The sequence below is a fragment of the Gelidibacter japonicus genome (assembly GCF_010725055.1).
Classification (GTDB): domain Bacteria; phylum Bacteroidota; class Bacteroidia; order Flavobacteriales; family Flavobacteriaceae; genus Gelidibacter; species Gelidibacter japonicus.
In genome coordinates this window covers 1-22,456 of record NZ_BJKB01000023.1, presented here as the reverse complement: position 1 = coordinate 22,456, position 22,456 = coordinate 1, and the positions used below count along the sequence as shown (strand labels likewise).

The following is a 22,456-nucleotide window of genomic DNA, read 5'->3' as shown; positions in this document are numbered from 1 at the left end:
TTTACCTATTTCTTTTTATGATCTTGACAATACGGTTAATCATAATCTCGGACAAATTCCATTCATAACCATTAAAATCTGTTGTGTTTATAAACTGCACCACAACTGTGTCAATATCTTCATGATATTCTGCAAGGCTTTGATATCCAACAACCAGACCTCCGTGGTCATAGACGTAAGGATAGATTTCCTGTTCTCCTTCTTCAAATACAGAACCATCGTTTAGGGCTCGCAAAAACATTCCGACATCTTCTGCTGTGGCTAACATTCCGTTCTCATTAGCTTTGAAATCTTCGTTATCGCCCACATAGTATCCACTCATCACATCATTTAAATCGACTTCAGTAATCGAAAAAAAAGTATGGTTCAGCTTTAATGGTCTCAATATTTTCTCTTTGATGTATTCGTGGTGATTATATCCCAATACGGTATCCATAATTCTGCGAAGCAATAAATAATTTGTGTTTGAATATTCGTATCCTTTATCAGGTTCAAAGTTTGCTGGCAAATCGAGGGCAAAATCGAGGGCATTTTTGTTGTTTTCCTGTTCGTTTTCCCAAAAGGCAGGATTATCTGTGAAATTGGGAATTCCAGACCGATGTTGAACCATCATCTTCAATGTGATGTTCTCTGCATTTTCAATTCTATCTGTAAGGTTTGGAAAATAATCGGCAAGCGTTTCATCCAAGGACAAGCGTTTTTCCTTGACCATTTTGGTGATAGCTACTGCCGTATACAACTTGCTGATACTCGCAATTTTGAATAGTGAATTAGCGTCGGCCGGTATTTTGTTTTCTCTATCTTTCCAACCACCTGTATAAAACGCTGGTGGTTTTCCTGCTTCGTCCACATAAACAATCATGCCATCAAATCCATATCCAATGGCCTCATCTACTTGTTCTTGAACAGTGTCGGGGAGCGGTAGAATCCAGGCTTTTACCAAAATCCATGGCACAAAAAACAGGGATATGGCTGTTCCGACGAACAACAAAATGCGTACAATCCATTTGGCTTTTTTGTTTTTTATCATTTTCCCTTTTAACCTGTAGTTATTGAATCTATTTCTTTAATAATAAGATGGCCTAGTTCTGTTAGTTCGTGATATTGGTCAATCATGGTATCAAATTGCCAGGCGGCCAAGCTAATCACATTTCTATAAGCTGGTGTGGCGGTATATTCAATGAATGCTTGGTCGTATTCAGACTGGGGCGTAGCTTTAGTGGCTAAGGAATCTAATGGCATAAATGCGGCAGCCAAAATGAGTGACCTATCAAATTGAGTATCAAGATAATTCTCTTGGTGAACTGTATATTGATTATAACTCCTCTCATTTTCTGCAATATCATCTACTAAACGGTGATATTTGGCCAAAAGCGAATCAAGTTGGGTATTGTTTATTTTGCCATAATATTTCGAATTCTTTAATGATTCATAACCACCTGAATTGGGTTTAAAGTAAAAATCGGCAAAAGCAGTGCCACTGATCTTGAACAAAAAAAGATGGTCATTTTCAGTCTTGTTTAAAATGCTATTTCGTGCTTTTTTACAGAGATCAGCAATTTGCTTTCTCCCTTTTGCTAATTCTTCCAACTGTTCTAAATCTTCTTTTGTATGTGACTTTATTTTTATCAAATATTCATTCAAAGAAATTTTATCTTTTTTCGTCTGATTCCAATTATTGATCTGCAATGCAATCAAAATCCCTATGACAACCAGTATGATTTCACCCAACGCATACTTCAGGTATTGAATTTTTTTATGGTCTAAAATTAGCTTATGTCTTACTCTTCGAAAGAACTTCATGATGTGGTCCTAAATGGCTAACAACGCGCTTGTAAGGTTTGTTGCGTGTTTAAGTAACTAAATTAATAAACTAAAAAACATCAAGAAAATTTTGAAGCAACTTTCTAAACAAGCAACAGCCAAGACAATCAATAGGACATGTGGTTGGGTGCTGATATTTTTACGTTGTAATTAGTGTGGCTATTGTTGGACACCACCTTAAACCACCTGTTGAAAATATAGCTATTTTAGTATTTGTATAACTATAACAGGATTTAATTAATAATCTGTATAGCTATTTTAGGACGGGTCATAGGACGGGTCAATGTCTTGTCTAGTGGCAGGATAAAGGCAGGATAAAGGCAGGATAAAGGCACATAAAAGCCATGTGGTTTAACTATTAAATGATGACATTTAAAAAAGGTCGATGCATTGGTCTAAATTAGACTTATTTTCATCCAGTTGGTGCCCGTAGGGGGGCTTTTGCGGAGAAAGAGGATTAATGTCGTTGATGCCCAAAAGGAAATCCTGTGCAAGCATAGAAACCCGCGCATCGCCAGAAAAAGGCGATGCTGTGTTTTTTATTTGGTTCCACTCCTTTCAAGCTAAAGGGGCTTGAGTCGTTGCACCAAATAAAAAACCCACAACTTTCGTCGTGGGTTTCCTTTTGCGGAGAAAGAGGGATTAACGTCGTTGATGCCCAAAAGGAAATCCTGTGCAAGCATAGAAACCCGCGCATCGCCAGAAAAAGGCGATGCTGTGTTTTTTATTTGGTTCCACTCCTTTCAAGCTAAAGGGGCTTGAGTCGTTGCACCAAATAAAAAACCCACAACTTTCGTCGTGGGTTTCCTTTTGCGGAGAAAGAGGGATTAACGTCGTTGATGCCCAAAAGGAAATCCTGTGCAAGCATAGAAACCCGCGCATCGCCAGAAAAAGGCGATGCTGTGTTTTTTATTTGGTTCCACTCCTTTCAAGCTAAAGGGGCTTGAGTCGTTGCACCAAATAAAAAACCCACAACTTTCGTCGTGGGTTTCCTTTTGCGGAGAAAGAGGAACTATCTTTAAATAATTAAGTTATTGAAAATCAAACAATTAAAATAATATATTTCTAATTACGCACCGAATTACGCACCTGATTTATAATTCATTATATTTAAGTAAAGCTGTATGGAGTTTTTTTATTTGGAATTTCAATTTTAAAAGTTTTAAGTGACAAATCGGACTAATCCAATTGAAATTATAACTATTAATCCGGCTATAATAAACGGATAGTAAAAACTATCTGCAATCAGCCAAGTACCTACAACAGGACCTAAAATCTGACCTACGCTACCTGTTGAGCTTTGTATGGATATATTTCTACCTGTATTTTCTTTAGATGTCAATGATACTGCTGATAACAAGTTTGGCGTTACCAAAGCACCACCAGCAGCAAACATAATGATTAATCCATATACCAAGAATTCACTTGTAAAAAAAGGAAAAGCAATCAAGGATACTCCGGCTATTAGGAACCCAATGGCAATTTGCTTTTTAGGCGATAAAAACTTCTCACCATAACTAGCAAATACAGGCTGTAAAACGGTCATCACAGAACCACACAGCATAAAACCTAAACCCAACTGTTTGCTGTTAAACCCTAATTCATCTTTCCCATATATTGAAAAGACGGTTTCAAACAGCGTTACTACAAATTGGATGACAAACGACAGAACCAGTAATACGGCAAAATATTTGGTAAATGTGAATCGCAACCTCACTTTTTGGGTTGTGAACTTATGTACACGTGTAGTGTTTTTTAACCATTTCATAACAATAAATAGGACAATCAATCCTAGTAGTGCTGCGAAAAGAAATGGCGTTGAAAATCGGTCTAAATGTAGCAGACCAAAAGAATATTGTAAATGAAGGTCAGTTTGTGAAAGTAACCCACCAATAACAGGACCAAAAATAACCCCAGAACTTATTGCAACACCAGACCAGGCCATTATCTTTGTTCTTCGTTTTTCAGAAGTAATGTCGCTCAAATATGCGTTGCTAACTGGAATAACTGATGACGTAAAAATACCACCAAAGATGCGAGCAACATATAGCATCGTTAATGATGTAGCAAGACCGGTAAGTAATTGCATAATTACAAAACCAATAAGGCCACAAATGATAATAGGTTTACGACCGTAATTGTCTGATAGCCTTCCCCAAACCACCACAAATAGTAATTGGAAAAATGGATAAATGCTTGTGAGCAATCCAATATGAAAATTGATAAGGTTTGTATCAAGATTGTCTTTTAATGCTAATCTTTCGGTATAGTAAGGAAGGGTTGGCAATAAGATACCATAGCCCAACATCACTACGAATAAACTCAACAGGATTAAAGATATCCTGTTGAGTTTTTCTTTCCTACCCATTTATTTTTTACCGATTTTTCGCTTTAATAATTGTGCATTAATTGCCACAATAATTGTACTCAAACTCATAAATACAGCTGCGATAGCTGGTCCCAATACAAAACCTGAAGTATAGAGAATACCAGCAGCTAGGGGAATAGCTACAACGTTATATCCTGTTGCCCAAATTAGATTCTGAATCATTTTATTGTAGGTCGCTTTACCAAATAATATTAAGTTGGATATATCCTGTGGGTTACTGTTTACAAGAATAATATCGGCAGTTTCAGCAGCTACATCAGTACCAGAGCCAACAGCGATGCCTACATCAGCTTTGGCAAGTGCGGGTGCATCGTTTACGCCATCGCCCGTCATAGCTACAAACTCTCCTTTATTTTGTAACTCTTCTACAATTTCTACTTTTTGGTGTGGTAACACTTCGGCATAATAGCCATCCAGACCAAGGCTATCGCTTACAGCTTTGGCAGTTATTTCATTGTCGCCAGTTGCCATCAAAACTTTTATATTGTTCTTTTTAAATACTTTTATAGCTTCCGCAGATTCTGGTCTAATCTCATCGGCAAGAGCGATATACCCCGCCAGTTGTCCATCGATTAATACGAATACAACAGTTTCAGCGGCATCACTATAAGCATCTTTGGGGATGGTAATTTTTTCATCCCTTAAATAACCAGGACTAACCACTTTAATATCCTTACCCTCTACACTTGCCTCTACGCCTTTACCAGTAATAGCATTAAAGTTTTCAGGATTGGGAATGGTGATATTATCTTCTTTTACTTTTTTAATAATACCAACGGCAATAGGATGTTCTGAACTTAGTTCCAGAGCACTTGCAAGGCGCAATATTTCCTCTTTTGAAAATTTTTCATTTACAGATTCAATACGTGTCACCCCAAAATCACCTTTGGTAAGCGTTCCTGTTTTATCAAAAATCAAAACAGATATTTTACGTGATTCTTCAAAAGCGGTCCTGTTGCGAATTAATAATCCGTTTTGAGCTGAAACAGCAGTCGAAATGGCAACTACCAAAGGTATGGCAAGACCCAATGCGTGCGGACAGGCAATCACCATCACGGTAACCATTCTTTCCAATGCAAATACAAATGGAAACCCAAGCATCAACCAAACGGCCAATGTTCCAAAACCAATGGCCAAAGCAATATAGGTCAACCATTTTGCAGCCCTGTCTGAAAGGTTTTGCATTTTAGATTTGGTCTTTTGCGCTTCCTCTACCATTGTGATGACCTTGTTAAGGTAGCTGTCTTTGCCCGTATGCTCTACCTTTATCTTTAGGCTACCATTGCCGTTTACCGAGCCTCCGATGACTTTATCCTTTTCATCTTTTTTCACAGGTTTTGACTCTCCTGTAAGCATAGATTCATTTAAATAACTTGAGCCTTCAATAATAATTCCATCGGCAGGAACCTTCTCGCCAGGCCTAACTAAAATGATGTCGTCTATTAATAAATCTTCGAGTGGTATGTCTTCTACGGTATCGCCTGTGATGCGATGTGCTTCGGCTGGCATCATGCTTACTAAAAGTTGCAATGCTTTTGAAGCGCCTAAAACACTTCTCATTTCTATCCAGTGTCCGACAAGCATAATAGCTATTAGCGTCGCCAGCTCCCAAAAGAAATCGACGCCTTCAAGTCCAAACACCGTTGCTGAACTATATACATAGGCTACGGTAATGGCCATAGCAATAAGCGTCATCATTCCAGGAGCACCTTCTTTGACTTCTGACCAGATTCCTTTTAAAAACGGCCAGCCACCATAGAAATATACTACGGAAGAAAGAGCAAATAATATGTATTGGTTTCCTGGGAGAAGTATCTCAAAACCAAAAAGGCCATGAATCATTGGTGAGATGATAATTATGGGAATAGTGAGTACAAGTGTTATCCAAAACCGCTTTCTAAAGTCGGCAATCATCATTTCGTGATGGTCATGGCCCATTTCTCCGTGTCCTGGATTGTGACCTGAATGATCTCCTTTTTTTTGTTTCTTTTTTGAATGATCCATTTTGTCGTGATTGTGATTTTCGTGATTTTCCATTATAGTATAGTTTGTTTGTTAGCGTAATTTTGTTCTCATTGTTTCTGAAATGTTTTCAGCATAGACGCCGTAGGCATCTACCAGAAGTCCTTTAATCCCATCTTTGGAGGATATAGCATATAAAACACTATTATCATCAGTACTACTCATGCCTTCAAAGCGATAGATTTTATCTACTTTAAAATCTTCTGGTCGGATCTCAATTTTCAGAGAAGGACACTCCAAGCATTCAGGATTTAAGTTGAAGTCATAGGGGTAATCATTGGCCTGTAAGTCATTTATGGCTTCAGACAGGGTGTCGTAATTTTTCATTTCTTTATTTATAGTTCAATATAAAATAACTACCATCGGCTTCGGTAAATTTCTGAAAGGTCAATAAACCTTTTTTATTTAATTTCTCGTTAACAATATAGTTGAGTTGTTTAATACGAAAGCCGAGCGCATAGGCCTTTATATTAATTTTCGATGTGATATTGTTTTTATTATTCTCTAATTTTCGGTCGTAAATCTTTATGATGCTTTTTGAACCAAAAAAGTTTAACAGGCCCGAGTCAAAGCTCATTTCAAGTTCTATATTTTCCAGGTTTTCCAAATCGTAGAGTTCTTTAAAATTTTTAGATGTCGTGCTAATTGTGGTTTCCTTTGATTTTGGTTTGGAAAATGGAAAAGCCATTACCATTATACTCCCTTCATCGGGTTTACAGCGATAGGTCGTGGTGTATTTGTCGGTTGATTTTTTGTCATTGTCAAACAGTTCCGTAATTACCTCGATTTCATAATATCCATTTTCAGCAATTACGTTCCCTGCTTCAAAGGTTTGTTTGTTAAGAAACACCCCTCCTTTATCAAAATTTTCGCGAACGACAAATCTGTCTGCAATTTGCCCGATGAGCATTTCGTTTTGGGCCACTATACTTGTAAAGCCTAAAACGAAATAGAATAATAGTGCAGGTAACATTATAGATTTAGTAAATGATCCATGATGTTTTGAATTAAAGTTGATAAATATTTTCATCGTTATTCGAAACAATTTAATTTATAGATTAAATCTAAATACAGGTTCAATTATCTTTATAATCATTGCTATTATATATTATTTAAAATAAATTCTACACGTTCATTTGGCGGCAAAACCGGAACATGAATAATTGGAAAACCCAGAGACGTGTAAACCTCTATTATTAATTGATGAATTTTCTTTTGATCTTCCTCATCTTCGGTTCTTGCATAGTCTTTGATGAATGGCAATCGGTCTAAAATGAATATTTTTTTATAACTGGTATTTTTAACTGCATCAAGTAATTTCTCATCGTAGTCCAACATTAGAAATTGATAGTATGCCATAGCATCTGGTATGGCCCTGTCCAAAAAAACTAAATCCTCTGGCTGGATGGCATTTTCTTGTTCAATTTGCATATCCAAAACACCTAATTGAAATTTTCTTTTATTTTTTTTTAGGTCTTCTACCGTCTGACCTTCGATACGCATGGTGTCTATATAGTGCCTGGCATGCTCAATGGTGGTATTATAGCCTCTTTCATCTAACATATTTATGACAGTAGTTTTTCCAGTGCTCGGACCACCTGTTATTACATGCCAGTTGGTGTATGCTCTCTTTATTTGCATTTTTGAATGATTAAAAAGTTATACATTTTCGATACTATATAGTTGTGGGATTTCAGCATCCCAACCATAGGTTTCCTTTATCCCTTTTTGAAGGGCTTCCGCACTTTCTTTCTCGCCGTGTACGATAAAGATTCGCTCTGGTTTATTTTTAATTTTGCGCATCCAATCCATAAGTTCTGTGTGATCTGCGTGTGCGGAAAGCCCTTGAATTTCTGCGACCTCCATGTTAAATGGCACCCATTTTCCATACACTTTCAATTCCTTATCACCTTCCAATAACTTTCTTCCACGGGTTCCTTCTGCTTGATACCCGACGAAGAGCAAAGTGTTGTTAGGGTTTTGTGCCTGTGTTTCCAAATAGTTGAGCATTCTGCCACCTGTAAGCATTCCGCTTCCTGCGATCACGATTTTTGGCTTATTGTCAGTCCGCAATTCCATTGTTTCTCGATAACTGCTCACGACCGTAAAGTGCGAACACATTTCATCACATTCATTCTCGTTCAGCCTATGCCAATCTCCGGTACGGTAGAAGAGTTCCAAAACATTGGCTCCCATTGGGCTGTCCATTATCATTTGTACTTTGGGAATTTTGTTCTCTTTGAGTAATTTCCAGAAAATCAGCATCATCAGTTGCGCGCGTTCTACCGAAAAGCTTGGGATAAACAGGCTGCCACCTTTATTAACAGTGTCGTTGACCAGTTTTTCAATTTGTGGAAGTGCTTCCACTTCATCAGGATGAAACCTGCCTCCGTATGTCGATTCTATAAATAGGACATCAGCTTTTTTAGGTTTCAGGGGAGGATAGAGCAATAAATCATTGGTTCTTCCGATATCTCCCGAAAATACGAAGCGTTTTCCATGAACATCCAACTCGATGAACGTAGCACCCAGAATATGTCCGTTGTATTGAAAACGAGCTCTGATTCCATCAAATAAAGGAAGCCATTGGGATTGTGGAACGTTCTTGAAATGTGGAATGGTTTTTTCTACATCATTTAAATCGTAGAGTGGTTGTGCAGGTTGGTGTTTGGAATAGCCATCCTTGTTGGCACGTTCAGCTTCCTGTTCCTGTATTTTTGCACTATCATTGAGTATGATTTTTGCAATGGCCAACGTGGGATTGGTACCATATATTGGCCCATTGAAACCATGTTTCACCAACCTTGGCAGATAACCTGTGTGATCCAAATGGCCGTGCGTAAGCAATACCATATCAATTTCGGAAACTTTTACAGGTGGATACTCCCAGTTTTTAATTCGTAATTCCTTTAGCCCTTGAAAAAGTCCACAGTCTATCAGTATTTTTCTATCTCCTGTGTCTACTAAATATTTTGAGCCAGTTACCGTACCTGCTGCTCCCAGAAAGTGGATGTTTATGTTATTGGTTTTCATTTGTAGTTGTTATTAGAATGATTAAATAAGTTGTACTAATTGCCACTCCAACATTTAGTGGCCACCACAACAAGAGGCCGTGTTTCCTTTATCTTGGATCGATTTGCTCAATTCCGCTATTTCATTATATAGATTGCGGGAGTCCTCTTTGATAATAAGCGCCAACTTCTTTACGGACTTAGATTCGAAGTTTACCATCCCCAATAATATTTCAAGGGCTTCTTCAAGTAGTTTTGGGTCATCTTCCAGTGCTTGGTAAAATGGCTCCAAATCTATATGGTTCTGTTTTTGGGTTTCATCTGTTTTCATCTGTTTTATTTTAAGATTGTTGAACTTTTATATCATTAACTCTTAAGTGCTTTTACATAGCTCTTTTGAATCTTCTAAAATATTTTTGTGCCTTTTTTTATCGACTCCTATATGCTCTAACAACGCAGGATTTTCGTGAAGCTCTTTACAGAGTACGATTCCTTTGTCCAGCAACTTTGTTTTTTCAGCTTTAGTCAGCGTGGTTAAAGCGGTCAATGGGTGCAGACCGGATTTGTCTATTCTCTCTTTTAAACCATCGCCCCGTGGATAATCCCAACTTGTCAATAATAATCCCACACATTTACCATATTGTAAGGCATCACTTGTAAAGCGTGTATTGGTGTACAGGCCTCCTTTATGAAGTTTAGATTCGTGCTCCTTTTGCCGCTCCCATTGTTTCTCTACATCCAAAAATCTCGAATGGATATATAATGGTATTTTCACATTGCAGAACCGTCCTTGATCGCTATGGTATTTACATTCAATCATATAATGCTTACTGTCTTTTTGGGCTATCACATCTACTTCGTGCTGCACACAATTGCCCTGAACTATCACACCAACCTCTGTTGCAAATCCTTCGTGTGCCAATAGCTGGCCTACCATCCTTTCAAATGGAAAACCAGTAGGTCCCAGTTCCATCAAAGCCTTTTTAAGCTTGTACTTTGACGCACTTACCCGCGATTTAGCCTTTAGCATCCTGAATGCCAATTGATAGATTTTTTTGGTTGACATCCCTTCTTCAATCTGCTCATGTACCTTACGGGCTATATCCTGAACAATATCCTCATCTGCCCGCGAACGTCGCAGGGAGTTGATGAGTTTGTTTACATCAAAAACTTGGTATTCACCAGAATATTTTTTTATTATAATTGATTTATTCATTGTTATACTTTAATGGTCATCACCGGTAATTCGGAACGATTAGTTACACCTTCAGCGATACTCTTGGAAAACAGGCTTAAAAAACCAGTACGTCCATTGGTACATATAGCGATCAAATCGGCATCTTTATACTTTAAAAAATTGTTTATGCCTGTTTCTACATCAGGTTCGTTATATACATTCATTGAGAACTTGTCCAAATCGGGAAGTTTTTTCAGGAATTCTTTGATCGGGTTTAGCCCCTGGTCAATACTATTAAAGTCTGTTTCAGTATTGACTCTCAATAAATGAATATGCGCTCCACATTTTTCCGCAATCGAAATAACATGTTTAAATGCTTCGCTGACATCTTCTGAGAAATCTGAAACAAAAACGATATCCTTGAATGGGAAGGATACTTCTTGATGCTTGACCACAATTACTGGCACATCGGCTCTTCTCACTATTTTTTCGACATTGCTACCCAGTAATTCACGTACGCCGCCTTGGGTGCCGCTACTTCCCGTAACTATAAAGTCGTGATGGAAATGCCCTGAATGTTTAAGGATATTGGCCTGTCCGCCATCAAACTCCAAGAAGGTTCTACTTTTTAGTCCTTCTCGTTCTGCTTTTTTATCCAGTTCTCTCAGGGCAGCTTTAGCACTTCCTATTTGTTTTACTGTTTCGGGATACTGCATTTCCTTTTGTAGATCCAACTTTACCCAGTCAACTGGCGTTTTCATTAAATGAAAAAAATGGATCTCTGAATTATAAAGCTTAGCTAATTTGATTCCGAGTTCTGCTGCTTTATTGCAGTTTTCTGAAAAGTCTGTAGGTACGAGAATGTTTTTCATGGTTTAATAGTTTTTAATTTTATTAGTACTCAATAAATATTGTTTTTGTGATTTTTTATATGAAACAGTAAACTCTTGGATTGTCTTCCATACAAAATCTGCTTCTTTCAGAAAAAACTGATGGTCTCCTTCAGGAGAAATAATAATTTCTGTATTTGAAAAGACCCTTGATAAACTTAAAGCCTTTTCCAAAGGCGCTGTGGTGTCCTTTTCTCCGTGGATGAAAAGCACCCGTTTATCCTTAATTTTCCTTGCAATCGCATATAAATCTGATTTTAAAATTACCTCAGTGAGTGAATAATAATAACTCTGCCAATGATGCTTTTTGGAATCTTCAAAAACATTATCCGTAAGATTATCCGGTTTAAATGCGCGTGTCATAAAAAGAGGATGAATCATACAGAGATATTTAGAAATCTTGCTTGTAGTAATCCTGTGAGAAAAGGACTTGGTAGACATCGTTTTTCTGAAATCATTAGCATCTTTATAGACTGGGATGCTTATAAAGATGATTGCTTTAAACCAAGTTGGCTGTTGTTCCATGAGCGCCAAGGAAATAATGGCGCCCATAGAATGTCCAGCAATAACTGTTTTTCCATCATTGAAACCCTCTTTTTTGAGAATCAACTCAACAGCAGCCAATTGAATGGAAAGTGCATAGCTGCTATTTGGTTTTGGCGAATCGCCAAAGCCAAGAAGGTCTATTAGAAGCAAAGAATGTGTTTTGGTAATATTTTCCAAATCACGCTTCCAATAATTTAATGAACCTGTTAATCCATGTAACAGAACAAGTTTGTTTTCTCCAGATCCTACAATTTCATAGTTCAATGGCATCTTGTTGGCATTATAGGCTGGTTGCTTAATAATATTATAATGCTGATAGCCTGCTATGGCTATAACAGGAAAGAAGATTAATATGGATATGACTAGTATTGTCATTATAAAAATATGAATCAATTTTTTTATTCGTTTATTAATTATGCTATATTGATATGATGATCTAAATAAACACTTTGCACAGTTCTAATTAATTTAACCCCTTCGCCAAAAGGTTTTTGAAATGCTTTTCGTCCCATTATCAATCCGGAACCTCCAGCTCTTTTATTGATTACCGCTGTAGTTATTGCCTCAACTAAATCAGATTCTCCTTTAGAACCACCACCTGAATTTATTAGTCCTATTTTGCCCATATAACAATTTGCTACCTGTAACCTGCAAAGGTCAATGGGATGGTCTGTAGTCAACGCGTCATACATGGCATCGTCATATTTTCCGAATCCTATTTCTCTAAATCCGAAATTATTGGTCGGTAATTTTTGTTTAATGATATCTGCCTGAATGGTTACTCCGATATGGTTGGCCTGTCCGGTTACATCGGCAGCGGCGTGGTAATCTTCTTTTTCGGTTTTAAAAGCTTCGTTACGGGTATAACACCATAAAATGGTAGCCATTCCTAAACTATGGGCTTCTCCAAAAGCTTCGGCTATTTCGTTGAGTTGCCTGTTGCTTTCTTTGGAACCAAAATAAATGGTGGCCCCCACGGCAACGGCTCCCATATCCCAAGCATTTTTTACTTTTCCAAATAATGTTTGGTCATATTTATTGGGGTAGGTGAGCAATTCGTTGTGATTAATCTTTACAATAAACGGGATTTTATGGGCGTATTTTCGAGCGTTCAATCCCAATACGCCAAAGGTTGATGCCACACCATTGCACCCTGATTCTATTGCCAGTTTTATAATATTCTCGGGGTCAAAATAGTCAGGGTTTTTATAGAATGAAAAGGCTGCACTATGTTCAATGCCTTGGTCCACAGGTAGAATACTCAAGTAGCCTGTCCCACCAAGATTTCCGTGGTTATACAATTGGGCAAGACTTCGTAGTACCTGTGGATTTCTGTTGCTATTGCCAAATACCTTGTCAAGACTATTCTTACTTGGGGTTTGCAATTCATCCTTTGTTATTTTTTCACAAACGTGATCTAAATACAAGGCTGCTTTTTCCCCTAAAAGTTCTGTAATATTTATATTTGTTTTCATTTTAGATGAATTTATTTGATTCCTAGACTTTCATTGGTCTTTTCGATAGATTTGTTTGGATCAGTTTCAATTCCAGTAAGTGCGCGAATGGCATCAATGGTTTCAGGGATTACAATAGCTTGGTTATCGACTACGTAGGCATAGAAAAGTTCATCGCCCACCACTTTCAGCATATCTTCCCAGAGGACCACTTCATACATATCGCCCCAAGGTCTTCCCATATCCAAAAACATTTCTTTAATAGTGTTGTTGGAAACCAAACCTTGATCATATTGTATTAGTTTGATGCGACTGGAGGTTTTAAAGGCATTCAGCACCTCTTCCTTCGAGGCCTGTTTTTTTAATTTCACATTCCAGTAATGTAAATGGCTTAAGGTTTGGGGTACCTTTATTGCAGTAGTGATGACATTGAGATCAGGGTCAACACTTTGCGCGTCGGGACCTTGATGGCTTGGGATGTCTCTTTCGGGAACCATTGTGTTCATAATACCCCCTAAATGGCTTTCCCAAGGGTCTGTAGCTCTTCTTAAAAGTGTCCCTCTGGCATAATCCAATAAGTCAGCTCTTTTTAAAGCGGTCAATGTTCTTAAGATAGAGGTGGTGTTGCAGGAAACAACTCTTGTGGCATCTATGTTTAATGCCGATTTGTAATTGTTTTCAGCGCTAAAGGAATGACCAGTGGTTTCGTGTTTTTCGCCACCCTGGACAATAAACTTGAGTCCTTTCTCTTTATAGATTTTCACATTTTGTGCTGCTATTTTTTTGGGGGTACAATCGACTACCAGATCTACTTTATCCAATAGATCCTGTAAACTGCCCTTTATCGAAATACCGGAAGCCTTCATTTCCTTTGCGGCTTCGGCGGTTGCCGCATAGATATCATACTCTTTTCTCAGAGCGTTCTGCAAGCGCCAATCACTGATGACATCGCACACGCCTGTGAGATTCATATCGTCTTGTAAACTAATGGCATCTGCCACTCTTTTTCCTATGACTCCGTATCCTATAACTCCTATTTCTTTCATATAAATTTTGTTTTAATTAGTTATTCTTCTGTATTATCGATTAATGATTTTGGCTTAAAATTTCTAATAATCAAGCGGTTGCTCTTTTCATAAGTGAAATAACTTACCGCCCAATTAAAACCAACCATCAATCTATTTCTAAATCCGCTTATGGACATCAGGTGTACAATTGACCATAGCAACCAAGCGAAATAGCCAGCAAACTTCATTTTTCCCAAGTCGGCTACTGCTTTACGTTTTCCTACAGTTGCCAAAGAACCCTTGTCTTTATATTCGAAAGGTTTTGGGGACTTGTTCTTAATGATTTTTAATAGTGAATTACCCAACCATTTACCTTGCTGAATAGCTGTCTGGGCTACTTGTGGATGCCCTTTCGGTGTTTCTTTTGAAATTACAGCTGCAATATCGCCAATGGCAAATATATTTTTGTATCCTTCAACCATTAGAAATGAATCAGTTTTTATACGGTTGCCCTTGACCACGTGTTTTTCATCAATACCTTTTGGGAATTGTCCTTTTACGCCAGCCGTCCAGATAAGATTTTTAGCCAAAATGGTCTTACCACTTTTGATAGTGACTTCTTTTCCATCATAATTGCTTACAGCTTCATTTAATAATACCTTTACATTCAAATCTTCTAAATATTTGAGGGTTTTCGATGATGCCTTGTCTGACATCGTGCTTAACAACTCATCAATGGCTTCTATTAAATAAATATTCATAATGGAAGAAGGGTACTCTGGGTAATCTTTGGGAAGGATATATTTGCAAAACTCTGCCAAAGCTCCTGCCATTTCTACGCCTGCTGGACCACCACCTACTATTACAAAATTTGTCAACGCGTCGCGTTCTTCATCATCACAAGTAATAGCTGCCTGTTCCAAATTTTGCAACATCATATGACGGATGTTGAGGGAATCGCGAATATCCTTCATCCCCAAACTATTTTCGGCCACAGAATCCATCCCAAAGAAATTGGTGGTCGTGCCAGTAGCCAACACTAAATAGTCATAAGAAATACTTCCCTTATTGGTCAATATAGTATTTGAATCAGGTTGAATTTCCTCAACTTCAGCCAAACGAAAGAAAACATTTTTATAGCCATTGATTTGTTTTCTGAATGGAAATACAATACTGTCAGGCTCCAGGGCACTCGTTGCCACTTGATACAATAAAGGCTGAAACTGATGGAAGTTATTTTTATCGAGTAAAACCACTTGAACTTCTTTGTGTTTCAGTTTCTCAACCAATGCCAAACCTGCAAACCCACCACCAACGATAACCACACGAGGTAATTTAGTATCGGGGAGACATATCTCATCTGTTATCTTACAAGTGGATTCTAATTTAATGCTATGTGTTTGCTTTTCTTTCATTTTTTATTTCTATCTCTTGCAATCAGTACTGAACATTTGGCATTTGTGGTCAAATATTGGGATACAGAGCCCAATACTAAGCGAGAAAAAGCACCGAGACCCTGAGAGCCTACTACAATTAAATCTGCACCCCAATCTTCTGCTTTTTCATTAATAATACTTTTGGGCAGTCCGCTAACAACGCTTGTGGTTATGGTAAGTGCTTTGTTTTCGGCCTTGATTTTATCGGAAGCCTCTGAAACGATTTTGTTTCCCAATTTTTGAGCGTTACTTTTAATTTCTTCTATGTAATTTCCTATCTTGCCGCCCATAGTATGCAATCCCAGACTGGTTGTTTTAGGAACTTCATAAACATTTATAATATGAATTTCACTATTTGAGGATAAAGTCATTTTCTTAAGCTCGTTAATGGCTACTTTACTAAAATCTGAACCATCTATGGCCAATACAATTTTCATAATTTGAAGGTGTTATTAATTGAGATGTCCTATGCCTTATTCTTGTTTATAAATGTTTGGGCATCTTCTTTCGATATGAAGTAAAAAACACTTCCGCTGTTTTTATCCTGAACAATAATTGCCGAAGCTTTATCTACTTTTGAATCATTAAGAGGGTTTACGCCAAAACGGACATCACCCAGATTTTTCTGTAATTTTTCAACACAATTTTCACAACAACCGTAATAAGTAGTTCCGTTGGCTTCAATAGGTATTTGCGTTACGCCCATAAACCTGTCGTTTACCATACACACTTTGTCGTTTGGGACAATTTCATAGTTTTGGGCAGCAGAATTCTTTTCTTTTATCTTTTTAGAGACTTCGGTATTTGACTGTAGTGCACTTTCAGTAACTTCTTTGTTCTTGTCGGCACAAGATAGAAGCAACATTGAGAGCAATAAAAGCATTACAAGACCTATGGACAATCGATAAATCTTTTCCACTGGGTTTTTACGGACTATGACTTGCATCTTACTGTTTTTTTTATTTAAAGGGATTTGTTTCATTTTATATAGTTTTAAATTAATTACGTGCTTTATTTAAGTGTATAAGTTTTCGCCAATAGATGTGTTCGTACAATCCAGACCAGTACATTCCAAAGGTGAAGGCGAACAATAATTCTTCAAAGGGGATTCCCAGAACCAGAATATGGGTTAGGCTGTCAAGGTTCCAGTACAGCTCAACATATTGCGGATAAAATGGAAGGATACTTCCGAAATAAATGAAGTACAATACCGTAAAAAGAATTCCCCCAACCCATATCTTTCCTTTTAAATCCGGACGACAATAAAGGGTTGCTAACCCACCTATGAACAAAGCTATAATGCCGCAATAAATGTGATTGAGCGACGTAAATAGCGCTAGAATGATGAACACGTATGCTGGCGTAAAAAGTAAATAAATATGCAATCGGTGCCTGCTATGACTTCGTTCGCTATGCGGTATGCGGGCAAGACCTCTTTTAAAAATAAGATTGTAGAGTACCGTACCAATACCACCTATGGCGAAAGAGAAGATTAAACTTTCAATATCAAAACCTGTTTTTTCCGCCAAATCAAACAGTGAAGGTGGCATCCAATATTCTGGAACAAATAATGGTTCTGTTAAACCAAAGGGCATTGTAATAAGGCTCATTTTAAGCATTTCTTTTCTATTCCCTTTTTTAGACAAGAAAATAACTGCCCAAAGTGCAAGAATAATGAGAGACCATATAAACCAGACGTATTGCATAGACCTATTGTTTTCTATTTTCTAAATAATTAACAGCTTCCTTAACCGTCAATGGGTAGGTTGCATTACCAGTACGCACATAGAATGTGGTGTTTTCGGTATCGTTGACATAAATGGGTTTTTCCGAAGGTTCGATATCCACTACGCAAACATCTTTTTCATTAATATCGTAGAATGAAATATGGTTGCTGAAACAAGCCTCGTGACCCAATTGTGTAGAAATAATCCTGAACACCTCACGTTCATACCCATCCCTGTTTTTGTGCTTTAGGGTTTTATAATCTTTTTCCAGTCCCAGAACATTTCCTTCGTCATCAACACCAATTATTAATTTCCCGCCTTTTGCGTTCATAAACCCTGTGATGGTTTTGGCTATAATCACTTCTAGGTCGCGATTGGTAGATTTACGGTAATAGTCATAACGTATGGAAGACTTAAATTCTACTCGTTCATTTTCGCCAGATTCGATTAATTCTTCAATATCACGAACAAGTAATCGCTGTTGTGCGCCTATAAGTTCATTTTTCTTTTTCAGTGTTATCCAAAACAAACCTGAAACTATCCCCAAGAATCCCCCCAATAAAGTTAAGAGGCCGCCCATTCCCTGCATATCGAAAGTGAAGGATTCCAAAAAGCGTTCAATTAAGATTTCTTGGAACAAAGAGAATGATAAGGTTGTATCACTGTATTCAAACCAATAGAGTACCATTGTAAAAGGGTGTACCAGGAAATAAAAAATGCCTGCCCCAATTAACAAATGAGTCAAAATGGTCTTGATATTTCTATAAGTGGTACTACTTTTCATATAGTTGTTTTCTTAATTCAAGCGGTGTTGGAATACCTTTTAAATATTCTTGATAGAGGCATACACTAAACCGGAATGAATAAAATTCTTATTTCAGGAATGACAAATCATCTCTTTTTAATTTGGGTATTATAAAAACCTCCAATACAGGCACCTATTAGCCACCAAAGAATAAAAGTTTGCACTATTCCCATTAACACTTCTAATACAGGAACATCCATTCTAATGATATTGGTAGTATCCAAGCCGTGCAATAAGCTATTGAAAAAGGCGATTGTGCCTTCCCGTCCTGCTGTAGCCATTACTATCATACAACCCAAGTAAATTAGTGCTCCAGTAAGACCGAAAGCAAATCCGAGTTTTTTTACGTTTAATCGATACATAATTTTAAAGTTTTAAGTTAGCTGTCTGATTTTAAAATCTTTTTTGATTCTTCAAATTCTTCCTTGGATATTTCGCCTTTTGCAAAGCGGTTTTTAAGAATATTCAGTGGGCTGTCCTTCTTTGTTTTTTGATAAGGGATATCTGCCGGGATAAAAAATATCCACGCGAGTAAGATGACCCATATAATCCACCATATTAGGTGCATTCCGCCAAAATGTCCGTCGTAATAATGCATAATTTTAAATTTTAGATTGTTATTAATTTATTTCTGTAATTGTATAACCATTGAGCTCATCGAGTTGTTCTTGTAAGTCGGCAACCGAAAGTGCTGCATTCATCGTGATAAGTGAAGCACCTTTTGGTGCCAAGAAAATCTCTGCTTTTTCTATATTGGGGTGTGCTTCCAGGGTGTCTTTTACCCTAGCTACACAGCCTCCGCAACTGATTCCGTTTATTTGAAATTTTTGTTTCATTGCTTTTGTTGTTAATGTTTGTGTCCTTTGTGCTGCTCTTCAGCTTTTGCAGATGGTGCTTTTTTACCATTTTTGGTTTCATCATTTTGTTTATGCTGTGAATGGTTATGCCCACCGTGTCGATGCGAGCCGTGGGGCATAAATAAATGACAGGCAAACATAAAAATGATGAAAATAAAAAGTGATGAACCACCTCCTATACCAAATGAAGGTGCCAAAAAAATGAGCAATAATGGCAACCCACAGCCTATGAGCATCCATATCCAGTGATTGTTTTTCATTGTTTTAGTTTTTTTTAGTTATTAATATATTAATAGTTGTCTTTAGAAGTAAACACGTAGCCTAAATCTTAATCATTCAATGGTGTGTGTTTATTTCTTTTTCGCCTATCATATTCATAAATATGGCCATCCTCTATACAATTTGACCGGCCATTTTTATGCCAGTAAACTGTCTATTAAGAATGTTTAGGTTCGTCGCAGTCTTTAAATTGTTCAGGAGTTTTGCCACAAAATCCACATTGCTCTCCATTTTTATTAAGCATAGGGTTTTGGCTTGCGCAAGTTCCGGCAAACTTGCCGTCTTTTTTTGCCCAAAGTTTTATTGCTATTCCTGCAAATGCCAATCCCACAAGGATAAAAGTGATTACTATAAGTTTCATTTTTTAAGTTTATTTATTTGAATTAAACATTTATTTTAATTTCTTATTTATTGAATACGTTTTCATTATCATTCAATTTTTTTAACACGCCATTTCTTGTTACTACCTTTAATTGCTACTAAATTTTCCGAAATCAATTTAGATGTTATGGCAGGTGGGTTTTTATTGTCCTTATTTTTGGGTGATACGTGAATGGCCAATTTCGTTAAATGGTCGGTGGTCTTTCCTTCTTCATCTATAACCAATTCGAAATAATGGTAGCTAACCACGTCTTTTTTGAAAATGTCATTATACCCAATGGTTTCTTTTTCAACTTTTAACGCCAAGGCTTTGCCATATTGAAAGTTGTTGGCATTGAGAAATTGTGGTGTAATGACGGTTTTCCCACTTTTATCGATATAACCATAATAAAGAACACCGTTTTTTTGATGGGCAATTAAGCATTTCCCATTACTGAATATGGGATAGGCAGCATTTTCCGTTTTAGTTAGCACTAAATCATTTCGAAAATCAACGGTTAATTGCCCATCGCGGTCAATGAATCCCCATTCGTTTCCTTTTTTAATCGCAGCCACGTCATTATTAAAGGGCGAGATATAATCTATATTTTCTATAGTTTGTGCAATCCCCAGAAAAGGAATCAAAACTAATGTGATGAGTAGTTTTTTCATTTTTTTAGATTTAATACGGTAAAATTAACAACTGGCACAGGCATTTATCTGCACAACTTTCGTTGTTATCTATATAATTTCATCATAAAAACTTCGTTTCCAGTTTTCAGTATTTTTATAATCGGTCATACTCATACCAACAACGTCTTTAAACTGTCTAGACAGGTGGTTTACACTACTGTAGTCCAATAAATATCCTATATCTGAAAAGGAATGTTGTTTAAGCTGAATGAGCTCTTTGACTTTCTCTATTTTTAATTTGATAAAGTACTTTTCAATGGTTGTCTGTTGGTTGGCTGAAAATAATCTGCTCAATGTCTTGTAATCTTTATGAAGTCTTGAAGCCAATAGTTCAGATGTTTTTACCTTAATGTGTAACGGCAGTTCTTGCAATTGTTCAATTAGAATAATCTTGATTCTTTCTGTGAGCATTTCTTCTTCATTCTGAACAATTTCAAAATCATTGGCGTGAAGTACACTTGTAACGGCATCGATAATTTCATTGTTCGCTTTTTTTGGTGCTTCTACCAGCAACCTTCCTAATTCCAAGGAAAGCACCGATACTTCAAGTTCTTGTAATTCTTGCTTAATTACTTTTAAGCAGCGGTTACAGACCATATTTTTAATCCAAAATTCTTTTTCCTTACGCATAGCACATAATGTTTTGTCATTGAGTTTAACTCTATGAGTTGAAAGGCATAAGCCTGTCTAGGTTAGTGATGGATGATGTCGCCGAGAATAACGTACGACAAATGATAGCCAGGAAGGAAACCGTGGCTATAGAGGTAATGCAGATTAAATTCAATCTGCAATGTAAATTCTAAATTAAAAAGGTCTCGTTGAGAATAATTATATCTGTGGATATGAGCGGAGGCCTGTAGGTCTGAAAAGAAATGACTTTACTATCTAAACCTTCAAAAAGGTGGATATAAGTGTAGAAGTAAGTATTTAAGAAAACCAGAGTTTTGATTTCTGATATGGTATTTGATTTTTGAAAAGTATCATCCCCTTCCTTTACCACTGTGTGACTATCACAGCAGTCTTTTTCTTGTATCGAAGTGCAGTGCTTAGAATTATCGTTCTTTTCCTGACCCATGACCGTACAGGTTCGTGCTTTACCAAAAAAAGTCATATCCACTAATTGATTACAGCAAAAGTGCATATCTACTGTAAAAGAAGTAGTGGTAAACAGAATAGTCACTGCTAAAAAAAAGGACAATATTTTAGTGGAAATAGGTTTCACATCCTAAAGGTAAGCATTATTGTTTAATAAGCATTTGAAAGGTTTTGTAACATTAAAGTGCTAATTACTAAATTAATAATTATATCGGTTATACCAAAAATAATTTATATAGTTGGAAATAAAAATGATATATATCATGTTATCACATTGATCGACTTTTATTGTTCCTTAAAGAAAAATCGTCATGGGGTCTTGACGTATTAAATCAATTTTTAAAATCCAAAATATTAGTTAAAAGCATAAATTATAATTAATTTATTATATATTTGTACTCAATGAAAAAGATTTTTCATAAAATATCGACATTCAGTTTAGCACTTCTTGTGTTACTTTCAACGGTTTCTTTTACTGTTGAGAGTCATTATTGTGGTGATATTTTAGTGGATTCATCTTTTTTCGGTGATGTTGAAACTTGCGGCATGGAAGTCCATAACCATTTGCCGTCAACAGAATGTGATATTTCAAAAAAAGATTGCTGTAATGATGTGGAAGTTATCGTTGAAGGGCAAGATGATTTAAAAATGTCGTTTCATACTTTAGATAAAGTCCAACAAGTTTTTGTTGCCGCCTTTTTCTATTCGTATATCAATCTTTTTGAAGGACTCGATGAAAACATCATTCCTTTTAAAGACTATAATCCTCCCTTTCTCATACGGGATATACAAAAGCTACACGAGACTTATTTAATTTGATTTTAAACAGTTCCGATCCGATAATTATCGGAACGGAAAATTAGCCCTTTGGTTCTTACCATTTT

At 36.8% G+C, this 22,456-nt stretch carries 28 protein-coding genes; 1 reads left to right on the top strand and 27 read right to left on the bottom strand.

Going from position 1 to position 22,456, the window contains the following annotated elements; genetic code table 11:
* Nucleotide 1 precedes the first annotated feature (1 nt).
* From G6N06_RS17785 to G6N06_RS20180, 27 genes are all read right to left on the bottom strand, one after another.
* Nucleotides 2–1,030: a serine hydrolase domain-containing protein gene (locus G6N06_RS17785; protein WP_163518053.1), complete on the bottom strand. Its 1,029-nt coding sequence runs from the start codon at nt 1,028–1,030 to the stop codon at nt 2–4.
* 8 nt (nt 1,031–1,038) lie between these two features.
* The gene (locus G6N06_RS17780; protein ID WP_163518052.1) at nt 1,039–1,803 is read right to left on the bottom strand and encodes a DUF6090 family protein; all 765 of its coding nucleotides are present in this window, start codon (nt 1,801–1,803) and stop codon (nt 1,039–1,041) included.
* Between the two features lie 1,183 nt (nt 1,804–2,986).
* On the bottom strand, nt 2,987–4,192 hold the full coding sequence (locus G6N06_RS17775) for an MFS transporter (RefSeq protein WP_163518051.1): 1,206 nt from the start codon (nt 4,190–4,192) through the stop codon (nt 2,987–2,989).
* Entirely contained in the window at nt 4,193–6,250 is a 2,058-nt protein-coding gene (locus G6N06_RS17770) for a copper-translocating P-type ATPase (RefSeq protein ID WP_163518050.1), read from the bottom strand.
* 18 nt (nt 6,251–6,268) lie between these two features.
* A complete protein-coding gene (locus G6N06_RS17765; protein ID WP_163518049.1) occupies nt 6,269–6,562 on the bottom strand; it encodes a phosphoribosylpyrophosphate synthetase in 294 nt (97 codons plus the stop codon).
* A gap of 4 nt (nt 6,563–6,566) precedes the next feature.
* Complete coding sequence (locus tag G6N06_RS17760) at nt 6,567–7,145, bottom strand: hypothetical protein (RefSeq protein ID WP_240338102.1); 579 nt, start codon at nt 7,143–7,145, stop codon at nt 6,567–6,569.
* Between the two features lie 191 nt (nt 7,146–7,336).
* Complete coding sequence (locus tag G6N06_RS17755) at nt 7,337–7,876, bottom strand: AAA family ATPase (RefSeq protein WP_163518048.1); 540 nt, start codon at nt 7,874–7,876, stop codon at nt 7,337–7,339.
* 18 nt (nt 7,877–7,894) lie between these two features.
* Nucleotides 7,895–9,268, bottom strand: a complete 1,374-nt coding sequence (locus G6N06_RS17750; protein ID WP_163518047.1) for an MBL fold metallo-hydrolase RNA specificity domain-containing protein — start codon at nt 9,266–9,268, stop codon at nt 7,895–7,897.
* Nucleotides 9,269–9,322: 54 nt separating this feature from the next.
* The gene (locus G6N06_RS17745; RefSeq protein ID WP_163518046.1) at nt 9,323–9,577 is read right to left on the bottom strand and encodes a hypothetical protein; all 255 of its coding nucleotides are present in this window, start codon (nt 9,575–9,577) and stop codon (nt 9,323–9,325) included.
* A gap of 42 nt (nt 9,578–9,619) precedes the next feature.
* A complete protein-coding gene (locus tag G6N06_RS17740) occupies nt 9,620–10,462 on the bottom strand; it encodes a restriction endonuclease (RefSeq protein WP_163518045.1) in 843 nt (280 codons plus the stop codon).
* Between the two features lie 2 nt (nt 10,463–10,464).
* Nucleotides 10,465–11,295 carry a universal stress protein gene (locus G6N06_RS17735; protein WP_163518044.1) on the bottom strand — a complete coding sequence of 277 codons (831 nt, stop codon included), beginning with the start codon at nt 11,293–11,295 and terminating at the stop codon, nt 10,465–10,467.
* Between the two features lie 3 nt (nt 11,296–11,298).
* The gene (locus tag G6N06_RS17730) at nt 11,299–12,234 is read right to left on the bottom strand and encodes an alpha/beta fold hydrolase (RefSeq protein ID WP_163518043.1); all 936 of its coding nucleotides are present in this window, start codon (nt 12,232–12,234) and stop codon (nt 11,299–11,301) included.
* Nucleotides 12,235–12,272: 38 nt separating this feature from the next.
* Nucleotides 12,273–13,334, bottom strand: coding sequence for a class I fructose-bisphosphate aldolase (locus G6N06_RS17725; protein WP_163518042.1), 1,062 nt, complete (start codon nt 13,332–13,334; stop codon nt 12,273–12,275).
* Between the two features lie 11 nt (nt 13,335–13,345).
* Nucleotides 13,346–14,359 (bottom strand): type II glyceraldehyde-3-phosphate dehydrogenase, encoded by a 1,014-nt coding sequence (locus G6N06_RS17720; RefSeq protein WP_163518041.1) that lies wholly within the window; start codon nt 14,357–14,359, stop codon nt 13,346–13,348.
* A gap of 20 nt (nt 14,360–14,379) precedes the next feature.
* Nucleotides 14,380–15,735 carry an NAD(P)/FAD-dependent oxidoreductase gene (locus G6N06_RS17715; RefSeq protein WP_163518040.1) on the bottom strand — a complete coding sequence of 452 codons (1,356 nt, stop codon included), beginning with the start codon at nt 15,733–15,735 and terminating at the stop codon, nt 14,380–14,382.
* Nucleotides 15,732–16,193, bottom strand: coding sequence for a universal stress protein (locus G6N06_RS17710; RefSeq protein ID WP_083645375.1), 462 nt, complete (start codon nt 16,191–16,193; stop codon nt 15,732–15,734). Before G6N06_RS17710 ends, G6N06_RS17715 begins: the two co-directional genes overlap by 4 nt.
* A 29-nt stretch (nt 16,194–16,222) precedes the next feature.
* Nucleotides 16,223–16,738 carry a hypothetical protein gene (locus G6N06_RS17705; protein WP_163518039.1) on the bottom strand — a complete coding sequence of 172 codons (516 nt, stop codon included), beginning with the start codon at nt 16,736–16,738 and terminating at the stop codon, nt 16,223–16,225.
* A 16-nt stretch (nt 16,739–16,754) separates the two neighbouring features.
* Nucleotides 16,755–17,462, bottom strand: a complete 708-nt coding sequence (locus G6N06_RS17700) for a lycopene cyclase domain-containing protein (protein ID WP_092205784.1) — start codon at nt 17,460–17,462, stop codon at nt 16,755–16,757.
* A gap of 4 nt (nt 17,463–17,466) precedes the next feature.
* Complete coding sequence (locus G6N06_RS17695) at nt 17,467–18,267, bottom strand: AlbA family DNA-binding domain-containing protein (RefSeq protein WP_092205783.1); 801 nt, start codon at nt 18,265–18,267, stop codon at nt 17,467–17,469.
* A gap of 107 nt (nt 18,268–18,374) precedes the next feature.
* Nucleotides 18,375–18,650, bottom strand: coding sequence for a DUF5676 family membrane protein (locus tag G6N06_RS17690; RefSeq protein ID WP_092205782.1), 276 nt, complete (start codon nt 18,648–18,650; stop codon nt 18,375–18,377).
* 17 nt (nt 18,651–18,667) lie between these two features.
* Complete coding sequence (locus G6N06_RS17685; RefSeq protein ID WP_092205781.1) at nt 18,668–18,886, bottom strand: SHOCT domain-containing protein; 219 nt, start codon at nt 18,884–18,886, stop codon at nt 18,668–18,670.
* 22 nt (nt 18,887–18,908) lie between these two features.
* On the bottom strand, nt 18,909–19,124 hold the full coding sequence (locus tag G6N06_RS17680) for a heavy-metal-associated domain-containing protein (RefSeq protein ID WP_092205780.1): 216 nt from the start codon (nt 19,122–19,124) through the stop codon (nt 18,909–18,911).
* 11 nt (nt 19,125–19,135) lie between these two features.
* Nucleotides 19,136–19,405 (bottom strand): hypothetical protein, encoded by a 270-nt coding sequence (locus G6N06_RS17675; RefSeq protein ID WP_092205779.1) that lies wholly within the window; start codon nt 19,403–19,405, stop codon nt 19,136–19,138.
* Nucleotides 19,406–19,581: 176 nt separating this feature from the next.
* On the bottom strand, nt 19,582–19,785 hold the full coding sequence (locus G6N06_RS17670) for a membrane or secreted protein (RefSeq protein ID WP_092205778.1): 204 nt from the start codon (nt 19,783–19,785) through the stop codon (nt 19,582–19,584).
* 68 nt (nt 19,786–19,853) lie between these two features.
* A complete protein-coding gene (locus G6N06_RS17665) occupies nt 19,854–20,456 on the bottom strand; it encodes a WG repeat-containing protein (RefSeq protein ID WP_163518038.1) in 603 nt (200 codons plus the stop codon).
* A 69-nt stretch (nt 20,457–20,525) separates the two neighbouring features.
* Complete coding sequence (locus tag G6N06_RS17660) at nt 20,526–21,107, bottom strand: helix-turn-helix domain-containing protein (protein WP_163518037.1); 582 nt, start codon at nt 21,105–21,107, stop codon at nt 20,526–20,528.
* Nucleotides 21,108–21,276: 169 nt separating this feature from the next.
* A complete protein-coding gene (locus G6N06_RS20180; protein WP_163518036.1) occupies nt 21,277–21,699 on the bottom strand; it encodes an HYC_CC_PP family protein in 423 nt (140 codons plus the stop codon).
* Nucleotides 21,700–21,974: 275 nt separating this feature from the next.
* Here G6N06_RS20180 and G6N06_RS17650 point away from each other — a divergent pair, with 275 nt between their 5' ends.
* Entirely contained in the window at nt 21,975–22,391 is a 417-nt protein-coding gene (locus G6N06_RS17650; RefSeq protein WP_163518035.1) for an HYC_CC_PP family protein, read from the top strand.
* Nucleotides 22,392–22,456 lie beyond the last annotated feature (65 nt).

Bases quoted from the DNA above. Each gene is read 5' to 3' on its own strand.
- G6N06_RS17770 (WP_163518050.1), bottom strand. From the start codon at position 6,250: ATGGAAAATCACGAAAATCACAATCACGACAAAATGGATCATTCAAAA.
- G6N06_RS17675 (WP_092205779.1), bottom strand. From the start codon at position 19,405: ATGAAAAACAATCACTGGATATGGATGCTCATAGGCTGTGGGTTGCCA.
- G6N06_RS17695 (WP_092205783.1), bottom strand. From the start codon at position 18,267: ATGAAAAGTAGTACCACTTATAGAAATATCAAGACCATTTTGACTCAT.
- G6N06_RS17690 (WP_092205782.1), bottom strand. From the start codon at position 18,650: ATGTATCGATTAAACGTAAAAAAACTCGGATTTGCTTTCGGTCTTACT.
- G6N06_RS17710 (WP_083645375.1), bottom strand. From the start codon at position 16,193: ATGAAAATTGTATTGGCCATAGATGGTTCAGATTTTAGTAAAGTAGCC.
- G6N06_RS17670 (WP_092205778.1), bottom strand. From the start codon at position 19,785: ATGAAACTTATAGTAATCACTTTTATCCTTGTGGGATTGGCATTTGCA.
- G6N06_RS17730 (WP_163518043.1), bottom strand. From the start codon at position 12,234: ATGACAATACTAGTCATATCCATATTAATCTTCTTTCCTGTTATAGCC.
- G6N06_RS17700 (WP_092205784.1), bottom strand. From the start codon at position 17,462: ATGCAATACGTCTGGTTTATATGGTCTCTCATTATTCTTGCACTTTGG.
- G6N06_RS17765 (WP_163518049.1), bottom strand. From the start codon at position 6,562: ATGAAAAATTACGACACCCTGTCTGAAGCCATAAATGACTTACAGGCC.
- G6N06_RS17660 (WP_163518037.1), bottom strand. From the start codon at position 21,107: ATGCGTAAGGAAAAAGAATTTTGGATTAAAAATATGGTCTGTAACCGC.
- G6N06_RS17755 (WP_163518048.1), bottom strand. From the start codon at position 7,876: ATGCAAATAAAGAGAGCATACACCAACTGGCATGTAATAACAGGTGGT.
- G6N06_RS17760 (WP_240338102.1), bottom strand. From the start codon at position 7,145: ATGCTCATCGGGCAAATTGCAGACAGATTTGTCGTTCGCGAAAATTTT.
- G6N06_RS17715 (WP_163518040.1), bottom strand. From the start codon at position 15,735: ATGAAAGAAAAGCAAACACATAGCATTAAATTAGAATCCACTTGTAAG.
- G6N06_RS17735 (WP_163518044.1), bottom strand. From the start codon at position 11,295: ATGAAAAACATTCTCGTACCTACAGACTTTTCAGAAAACTGCAATAAA.
- G6N06_RS17750 (WP_163518047.1), bottom strand. From the start codon at position 9,268: ATGAAAACCAATAACATAAACATCCACTTTCTGGGAGCAGCAGGTACG.
- G6N06_RS17740 (WP_163518045.1), bottom strand. From the start codon at position 10,462: ATGAATAAATCAATTATAATAAAAAAATATTCTGGTGAATACCAAGTT.
- G6N06_RS17650 (WP_163518035.1), top strand. From the start codon at position 21,975: ATGAAAAAGATTTTTCATAAAATATCGACATTCAGTTTAGCACTTCTT.
- G6N06_RS17785 (WP_163518053.1), bottom strand. From the start codon at position 1,030: ATGATAAAAAACAAAAAAGCCAAATGGATTGTACGCATTTTGTTGTTC.
- G6N06_RS17665 (WP_163518038.1), bottom strand. From the start codon at position 20,456: ATGAAAAAACTACTCATCACATTAGTTTTGATTCCTTTTCTGGGGATT.
- G6N06_RS17680 (WP_092205780.1), bottom strand. From the start codon at position 19,124: ATGAAACAAAAATTTCAAATAAACGGAATCAGTTGCGGAGGCTGTGTA.
- G6N06_RS17720 (WP_163518041.1), bottom strand. From the start codon at position 14,359: ATGAAAGAAATAGGAGTTATAGGATACGGAGTCATAGGAAAAAGAGTG.
- G6N06_RS17705 (WP_163518039.1), bottom strand. From the start codon at position 16,738: ATGAAACAAATCCCTTTAAATAAAAAAAACAGTAAGATGCAAGTCATA.
- G6N06_RS17745 (WP_163518046.1), bottom strand. From the start codon at position 9,577: ATGAAAACAGATGAAACCCAAAAACAGAACCATATAGATTTGGAGCCA.
- G6N06_RS17685 (WP_092205781.1), bottom strand. From the start codon at position 18,886: ATGCATTATTACGACGGACATTTTGGCGGAATGCACCTAATATGGTGG.
- G6N06_RS17725 (WP_163518042.1), bottom strand. From the start codon at position 13,334: ATGAAAACAAATATAAATATTACAGAACTTTTAGGGGAAAAAGCAGCC.
- G6N06_RS17775 (WP_163518051.1), bottom strand. From the start codon at position 4,192: ATGGGTAGGAAAGAAAAACTCAACAGGATATCTTTAATCCTGTTGAGT.
- G6N06_RS17780 (WP_163518052.1), bottom strand. From the start codon at position 1,803: ATGAAGTTCTTTCGAAGAGTAAGACATAAGCTAATTTTAGACCATAAA.